The organism is Microcoleus sp. BM001215392 (assembly GCF_036700185.1).
Lineage (GTDB): Bacteria > Cyanobacteriota > Cyanobacteriia > Cyanobacteriales > Microcoleaceae > Microcoleus.
Window position 1 is genome coordinate 1 of the sequence record NZ_JAUBOJ010000547.1, and the last position, 3,712, is coordinate 3,712.

At 48.1% G+C, this 3,712-nt stretch carries 9 protein-coding genes; all 9 read left to right on the plus strand.

Going from position 1 to position 3,712, the window contains the following annotated elements:
- Positions 1-49: 49 nt before the first annotated feature.
- A complete protein-coding gene (locus QT974_RS32390; RefSeq protein WP_333472465.1) occupies positions 50-631 on the plus strand; it encodes a sensor histidine kinase in 582 nt (193 codons plus the stop codon).
- Positions 513-788: a sensor histidine kinase gene (locus QT974_RS32395; RefSeq protein ID WP_333472466.1), complete on the plus strand. Its 276-nt coding sequence runs from the start codon at positions 513-515 to the stop codon at positions 786-788. The genes QT974_RS32390 and QT974_RS32395 overlap by 119 nt, the downstream gene beginning before the upstream one ends.
- Complete coding sequence (locus QT974_RS32400; protein WP_333472467.1) at positions 785-1,411, plus strand: response regulator transcription factor; 627 nt, start codon at positions 785-787, stop codon at positions 1,409-1,411. The genes QT974_RS32395 and QT974_RS32400 overlap by 4 nt, the downstream gene beginning before the upstream one ends.
- A gap of 74 nt (positions 1,412-1,485) precedes the next feature.
- Complete coding sequence (locus QT974_RS32405) at positions 1,486-1,704, plus strand: hypothetical protein (RefSeq protein ID WP_333472468.1); 219 nt, start codon at positions 1,486-1,488, stop codon at positions 1,702-1,704.
- A complete protein-coding gene (locus QT974_RS32410; RefSeq protein WP_333472469.1) occupies positions 1,697-2,107 on the plus strand; it encodes a putative toxin-antitoxin system toxin component, PIN family in 411 nt (136 codons plus the stop codon). The genes QT974_RS32405 and QT974_RS32410 overlap by 8 nt, the downstream gene beginning before the upstream one ends.
- A 333-nt stretch (positions 2,108-2,440) precedes the next feature.
- Positions 2,441-2,683 (plus strand): DsbA family protein, encoded by a 243-nt coding sequence (locus tag QT974_RS32415; protein WP_333472470.1) that lies wholly within the window; start codon positions 2,441-2,443, stop codon positions 2,681-2,683.
- A gap of 19 nt (positions 2,684-2,702) precedes the next feature.
- Entirely contained in the window at positions 2,703-2,975 is a 273-nt protein-coding gene (locus tag QT974_RS32420) for a DsbA family protein (protein WP_333472471.1), read from the plus strand.
- 179 nt (positions 2,976-3,154) lie between these two features.
- A complete protein-coding gene (locus tag QT974_RS32425; RefSeq protein ID WP_333472472.1) occupies positions 3,155-3,388 on the plus strand; it encodes a hypothetical protein in 234 nt (77 codons plus the stop codon).
- Between the two features lie 51 nt (positions 3,389-3,439).
- Positions 3,440-3,712, plus strand: a 273-nt coding sequence (locus QT974_RS32430; RefSeq protein WP_333472473.1) for a hypothetical protein, incomplete at its 3' end; no start/stop codon positions are given.

A 3,712-nucleotide genomic window follows, 5' to 3' on the forward strand; every position in this document is an offset into this window, starting at 1 on the left:
TGGGGTCAATGCTTCAATCTAAAATCTCAAATCTAAAATCTCAAATCGATTGACAATTCGTTTTCGCGATCGGCGGGAGTTTCAAGCAGAAGAATTAGAACTTACCCAAGCCCTCGCCCATCAAGCCACCTTAGCCATTCAACTAACGCGCTTAGGCCAGCAAGCCAAGCAAGCCGCCATCCTAGAAGAGCGCAACCGCATGGCGCGAGACATTCACGATTCCCTCGCGCAATCCCTGACGGGCGTAGTCATGCAGCTCAACGCCGCCACCGAGTTTCTCGCTCGCGAACCCGATCGCACCCAAGCCTGCATCACCCGCGCTCAAGATTTAGCCAAACAAGGGCTAGCAGAAGCGAGGCGCTCTGTTTGGCTGCTCTACCAGAGCGATCGGACTGCTTGTGGTTTGTCTGATTCCCTGACGCGATTAGTCGAGCAAATGACCACCGGAACCACTGCACGCATCAGCCTCAGCGTGGACGGTATGCCCTACTGTTTGGATGCCACGCCAGAGTATGAATCTGCTCCGCATTGCCCAAGAATCGCTCACCAACTCGCTTCGGCACGCCAAACCTCAAATTATTCATCTCGAACTTACCTACACTTCCGAGCACATCCAACTGCGGGTATCTGATGATGGCTGCGGGTTCAATCCTCAGCAGACAGCAGAGCGGGGCTTGGGTTTAATTGGGATGAGCGATCGGGCTGGGGCGATCGGCGCACAGCTCCAAATTCGTAGCAAACTAGGAGCAGGAACTGAAACCACCGTCACAGTTGCGATCGCACCATGACTAACACTCGCCTACGTATACTACTCGCTGATGACCACCCGATTTTGCGGGAAGGCTTAGCGTTAATTTTGGACAACCAAGCCGATATGACTGTGGTGGGAGAAGCCAGCAACGGGCGAGAAGCCGTCGAGGTTTTTTCCCAACTCCAACCCGACGTGACGCTGATGGATTTGCGAATGCCGGAAATGGGCGGGGTAGAAGCCATCACCGCCATTCGCGCCGAATTTCCCGCGGCTTGTATTATCCTGCTTACCACCTATGACGGGGATGAAGACATCTATCGGGGACTGCGGGCGGGTGCCAGATATTACCTGCTCAAAGATGCCTCTACGCAAGAGATTCTCAGCGCGATTCGCCAAGTTTGTACGGGCAAAAATCACATTTCTCCGGCCGTCGGTGCGAGGCTCGCCGAACGCGCTCAGATGCCAGAATTGACCGATCGCGAGCGGGAAGTATTGCAACAAATGGCAAAAGGCCAAAGCAATCAGGAAATCGGTTTCACCCTCAGAATTGCCGAGAATACGGTGAAAACTCATGTCAACAGTATTTTGAGTAAACTCGGTGTGGGCGATCGAACTCAAGCTGCGATCGTGGCTCTCAAACGCGGCATTGCTAAACTCTAGACTTGTTCCATCAGTTGGGCAATTTGCAGTCAATTATCGTGAAGCTATACTATTATTAGTTCTGATCGGGAGCAATGATGGAAACGATCTCAATTCAAGTCGATGCCGATCTTGCGAGGGCATTTAAATCTGCACAGCCAGAGGAACAGCAAAAGATACAAGCATTAGTGAGTTTTTGGCTAAAACGTGCCATGAATCTCACAAGTCTGCAAAACACAATGGATCGGATGAGTGATGAAGCCCAAGCCAATGGGTTAACTCCAGAGATTTTACAGTCTATTTTGGATGAGTGAACTAAAATTCGTTCTCGATTCTAACGTGCTAGTCAGTGCAGCACTCTTTAAAAGCTCGATCGCGCGGCAAGCTTTCAACAAAGCAACCGCAGACGGGCAAATCGTCATGTCTGGGCCTGTGGTGGCAGAAATACAAGATGTTTTGGGCCGATCGCGTTTCGACAAATACTTATCGGCTCAGTTACGCACGGCATTCTTAACCGACTTACTGAAAGTTGTTGAGATCGTCGAGATTACTGAAGCGATCTCGGTTTGTCGCGATCCCAAAGATGATAAGTTCCTCGAACTTGCGATTAGCGGTCAGGCTAATTATATTCTCAGCAGCGATAAATACCTGCTTGTACTGCATCCGTTTCAAGGAATTGCGATCGTCACACCAGCAGATTTTCTAGCAAGACAATAACTGACGAACTCGATCGCTCTAACGTAATTGTGTGTGTAGTTATAAACCTCGCCTGGGTGAAGCATTCGGTCATAAAAATAGTCGCTCTTCCCAAGATATTGTCGCCCGAATGCTTCACCCCTACACAGTCTATATCTTGTTTTTTTTGTCAACTCATTCTACTGGACTGGCGTCCTAGCTGTAGAGTCGATCGATTAATAACTTTGTAGAGCTTACTCAATCTAAAGATTTAGCGCGACTCCACCTTTAGGTGGAATTAAAACAAACCTTTGCTCCGATTACAAAAGCGGGAACATCGCCGAAACTTAGTTTCATACCGCTCAAAAGAACAGCGTGATTGCCTTAGTTCTTCCTGTCAGCAGTCGCGATCGCATTCAAGGATTAGATAGTGCTCCTATTACCATAGTCGAATACGGCGACTATCAATGTCCGAAATGTGCAGAAGCCCACGACATTGTACAACACATCCAGCAGCAGTTTGGAGAACAACTTTGTTTTGTCTTCCGCCACTTTCCCGGAAATCACTTGCATCGCCAAGCGCAACAGGCCTTGTTTAGCTGCCGAAGCGGCTGCTAAACAAGGTAAATTTTGGCAAATGCACGATTACTTGTTCCACCATCAGCACGCCCTCGGCAATGGTTACTTGGCTGAGTATGCAGATGCCTTAGGGCTTGATGTGATGCAGTTCCTGCGCGACATGGCCCGACACATTTATGCCGATCGAGTGCGAGAGGATTTAGCTAGCGGTATCCACAGCGGCGTCTGTCAAACACCGACTTTTTTTATCAATTGTCTGCACTATGACGGTGCGTGCGATCGCCAAACATTGACAGCGACGCTCCAACAACAATTAGAGGTAAATCCATGACTGCTAACTCGCATCGATTTAGCTGCACCAATTCGCGATCGGGCAGTTCGTAGTGTGGACTTTACTCCGCAAAAAGCTGCGGACTAAAGTCCACACTACGAACCGTTTTTGTTACGGTGATCGAGCGGAGATGATATCAAAGGTTTCTGCCAACATTAATAGTTAGGAGAATCAGACTCATGTCTCAAAATTTGATTCAGCGATTCAAAGTATTCGTTGCGGCGATCGCCCTAGCGATTAGCCTTGTGAGCTTTCAACCCAGCACTGCTCAAGCTGCTACTTCTGTTGCATTAGATACTGCTAAAGAGCTGGTTAACGTCGTCACCGTCTATCCAACCACCCCAAAAAATCAATCTGAAATTCTCGCAGATGTTGCCAAACTAGAACAAACAACATTCTCAAAAATTCCCTGATTCCAGAATTTTTCGATTCTTAAAGCTCAAGATGGCAGGCAAGTAATTGCATTGTCTCAATGGAAAGGCAAAGACTTATCTAGCCAATCCTACGCCGAAGAACACGCACTTAACGTCCCTGCGGCTAATACTCCTCAAAGCTTTGCTTGTCAGGTACAACACATTGAAACCAGAAATACGGCTCCCAATTTTGGCGAACAGGATGCGATCGTGTTCAGTCAATTCAAAATGAAACCCAAGCGAGAACAGTCTGAACTTGCCGATATTATCAGTAGACTTGAATTGCAAAAATCGGAAAACACCCTGAAATTATCTGCGTTTATC

Excerpts from the sequence above, each read along its gene's own strand:
- QT974_RS32395 (WP_333472466.1), top strand. The coding sequence starts at position 513 with ATGAATCTGCTCCGCATTGCCCAAGAATCGCTCACCAACTCGCTTCGG.
- QT974_RS32400 (WP_333472467.1), top strand. The coding sequence starts at position 785 with ATGACTAACACTCGCCTACGTATACTACTCGCTGATGACCACCCGATT.
- QT974_RS32405 (WP_333472468.1), top strand. The coding sequence starts at position 1,486 with ATGATGGAAACGATCTCAATTCAAGTCGATGCCGATCTTGCGAGGGCA.
- QT974_RS32410 (WP_333472469.1), top strand. The coding sequence starts at position 1,697 with ATGAGTGAACTAAAATTCGTTCTCGATTCTAACGTGCTAGTCAGTGCA.
- QT974_RS32420 (WP_333472471.1), top strand. The coding sequence starts at position 2,703 with ATGCACGATTACTTGTTCCACCATCAGCACGCCCTCGGCAATGGTTAC.
- QT974_RS32425 (WP_333472472.1), top strand. The coding sequence starts at position 3,155 with ATGTCTCAAAATTTGATTCAGCGATTCAAAGTATTCGTTGCGGCGATC.